Here is a 3,297-nt window from a genome sequence, read left to right on the forward strand (position 1 = left end):
GCTCCAGATAATACATCTCTCAAAGACTCTATTCGGTATTATTTATATAAAAAACCAGACCAATCTACTAAATTTTTACACAAATTTATTGAACTAAATAAGCTTAAAAATAATACCGATGACTTAGTTTTAGGTTATTCTACATTGGCTGTTGCACATGAGGTAATGGACCATAAGGATAGTACTCTATTTTACTATTATAAAAGTTTAAGTTTATTAAACGAACCACAAGATATTATTCAATATAAATATAGTATTGCAAAAATTTATAAGGAAGAATATAAATTTAAAGAAGCTCTTTTACTATATAATCAAATTTTTGACATTGCTAGAAAAGAAGATATACCATTAGCAATAGATAAAGTTAAACTAGCAGTTAAATCATTAAAAAAAGATTTAGGGCAATCGGAAGAAACATTATCTGTTCTTAAAGCGGAATATGAAGACCAAAAAAAAGAAGAGTATTATGCTTTAAGATATACTAGAAAGAAACTCATTGAAGCGTACTATCATGAAAAAGATTATAAATCTGCAATTAGTTTAATTAATGAAGGTATTGAATCTGCCTTAAAAAGAGATAATAGAGAGTTTCTTTATTTTATGTATGAGTTAAAATCTAGAATAAACTTAGACCTAAAAGCATATAAACAAGCTAATACAAATGCTAGTTTGTCTTTAAAAAATGCATTGTCATTAAAAAATAATTCTTTTATAAATAATTCTAATTACAGGTTAGCCGAGATAGCATTTAAAACAGGAAAATATGAAAGTGCTTTAATATTTTTGAATAAGATATTAAGTAATGAAAAAAGCAGTAAATCTATTGAGCTATCTAAATACTATAAACTTCTAGCAGAAACCTATTCTCAATTAAATAATTCTAAACAATCTAACGTTTATTTTGTTAAGCATATTCAAGAAAAAGAAAAAGCAACAAAAAAGCGCATAGAAGCTATAGAAAGTATCCATGATATGGATTTAAAAGAACAGGCTTCAGACCTAGAGAGTACTCATGGAATTGAACTACAAGAGGAAATACAAAAGAAAGAACAACACCAAAAAACAAAATGGATTTGGATAGGGATTAGTGCGATACTGTTAATGTTAGTTATTTCAATAATACTATTCTTTAAAAACAGATCGAGAATGAATCAAAAACGTTTTGATGAGCTAATGCTAAAAATTAAAGCTTACGAAGAGCGTAAAAAAGAAGAAAATCAGTCTAAGGCTCATGAAAATGAAAACAAAGAAGAAGAGGAAAGTGAGGTTATTACAGTAGCGCCAGAAGCATCAGAAAACAATAAAGAAGAACTTTTAGAAGAGGTGGTAATAGAATCCAATGAAGATAAAGTTGTAACAAATGTTATTGACGATAAAAAAGTAGAAGAAATATTAATTAAACTTCAAAACTTAGAAGATAAAATGTACTTTCTTAAACAAGACTGTACGCTACATAATATGGCAAAACGCCTTAAAACAAATACCTCTTATTTATCTAAGATAATTAATACTCACCTAGGAAAATCATTTAGTAGTTATATAAATGAGTTAAGAATTAACCATGCTATTCTAGAAATAAAAAACAACAAACAACTTCGATCTTACTCAGTAAAAGGTATTGCCCATGAAATGGGATATAAAAGTGTTGATGCTTTTACAAGATATTTTAAAGCAGCAACAGGCATTACTCCCGCTGTATATGTTAAAAAAATACAAGAGATATAAAAATACAAGTTTAATTATAAGTTGTTGATTTATAGTGTGTTTTGTGTCTTGTAGTGTTGTGTTTTTTATAAATCACTGCTTATATACTTTGTAAGGAATCTTTTTTTATAATTACTTTGAATCAGTAAGAGAAACTAAATCTAATTACACATTATATAAGTAATTAAAAAAACAGAGCTCTGGAAAGCCCTGTTCGTTTTTTTGAAAATAAAATTTTCATGTATTTCATGTCGGTCAACATGTAGTACTCTGCAAATATATAATTTTTTACCATGTCAATCTACTTTGGTAAAAATGGTATTAAGGAATACTTCATAATTTATAGAAATACTGGGTTTTATAATATAGCCTTGAGCTAAATGATGCTTGAGTTGAAGGGTTGACGAACATCTTTTTTTTAGACTAGTAGTCAGCTCTTTACAAGCTATATAGTTAAAAATGTAATAAACATTTAAACACATAATTATGAAAACACAGCTTAAAAAGACACTAGATTTTACAAAACTGTCAATTATCGAATTGCATGAAACACAAATTGGTGAAATTAAAGGAGGAACATTAACTCCAGGAGGAGGAATTTCATGCTCATTCTGTATTAGTAGCAGCAATGGCGGTAACCCTACAGTAGAAATAAGTATTACAGCGGTTATAAACGAGCAATAATATTTTAATTAATAACTCAATAAACACAAATTATGAAAACACAAAACAACAAATTAGTTTTTGGGAAGCACACCGTAACAGAGTTACAAAACCAAGAATTACTAAGTGTAAATGGAGGTACATCCATTATTCAACCATCAATTACAGTAACTATAGCAGAACTTACCAAGCAATTAACTTGTGGAGGAGGCGAAGATAGTTGTGTTACAAGACACCAATAAATTATTAAAACAACAACAATTATGAAAACACAAAACAACAAATTAGTATTTAACAAGCATTCTGTTACAGAGCTTTCAGATTTAGAAACACAATCTATAAATGGAGGATGCCAATGGGGAGATTCATCAGGAGTAACAGTAACCATTAAAATATCTATAGTAGATAATCCACCTCCAACAGATACCATTATAGTGCAATTCTAACAGTGAAAGTTATGAAAATACAAAAAGGCAAGCTAGAGTTTAAAAAAAACGATTTAGTCGAGTTAAACTCTGAAGAAATGTTAGGTGTAAATGGTGGTACAGCAAGTACTACTATTTTAACAACCGTACCTTGCGTTGTGGCAGCATCTGTTGTAGCAGTATCAGTTATAATTATTGCTACAGATGCTGCAGAAGGAGGAAATGAAAAATAAACTAACAAAATCATTTAGTAAGTCCTGTTTATTATGGCCGTCGACTATATCGATTATATATATGTTAATAAATAGAACAAACCTAAAGCGGTAAAAAGTTGCCTGCCGTAAATAGCAACAATAAACTATTAAAACACAAATTATGAAAACACAAAAATTAAACGGATTAGACTTTAAAAGAAGTAGCATTGTAGAATTAAACGAGTCACAATTAACAGATGTGAATGGAGGAAGTACGCCTTTATTAGCATCATCAGGATTATGTTTAAATG

General features: G+C 28.7%; 6 protein-coding genes. All 6 read left to right on the plus strand.

The window, feature by feature from the left end:
* Positions 1–1,725, plus strand: a 1,725-nt coding sequence (locus tag ACVC2P_RS17390; protein ID WP_452599719.1) for a helix-turn-helix domain-containing protein, incomplete at its 5' end; no start/stop codon positions are given.
* A 465-nt stretch (positions 1,726–2,190) separates the two neighbouring features.
* Positions 2,191–2,388 carry a hypothetical protein gene (locus tag ACVC2P_RS17395; RefSeq protein ID WP_452599720.1) on the plus strand — a complete coding sequence of 66 codons (198 nt, stop codon included), beginning with the start codon at positions 2,191–2,193 and terminating at the stop codon, positions 2,386–2,388.
* Between the two features lie 32 nt (positions 2,389–2,420).
* Positions 2,421–2,609, plus strand: a complete 189-nt coding sequence (locus tag ACVC2P_RS17400; protein ID WP_452599721.1) for a class I lanthipeptide — start codon at positions 2,421–2,423, stop codon at positions 2,607–2,609.
* 21 nt (positions 2,610–2,630) lie between these two features.
* The gene (locus tag ACVC2P_RS17405; protein WP_452599722.1) at positions 2,631–2,813 is read left to right on the plus strand and encodes a class I lanthipeptide; all 183 of its coding nucleotides are present in this window, start codon (positions 2,631–2,633) and stop codon (positions 2,811–2,813) included.
* A gap of 11 nt (positions 2,814–2,824) precedes the next feature.
* On the plus strand, positions 2,825–3,025 hold the full coding sequence (locus tag ACVC2P_RS17410; RefSeq protein WP_452599723.1) for a hypothetical protein: 201 nt from the start codon (positions 2,825–2,827) through the stop codon (positions 3,023–3,025).
* A 142-nt stretch (positions 3,026–3,167) separates the two neighbouring features.
* On the plus strand, positions 3,168–3,297 hold a 130-nt coding region (locus tag ACVC2P_RS17415), incomplete at its 3' end, for a class I lanthipeptide (protein WP_452596452.1).

It is taken from the genome of Pontimicrobium sp. MEBiC01747 (assembly GCF_053601635.1).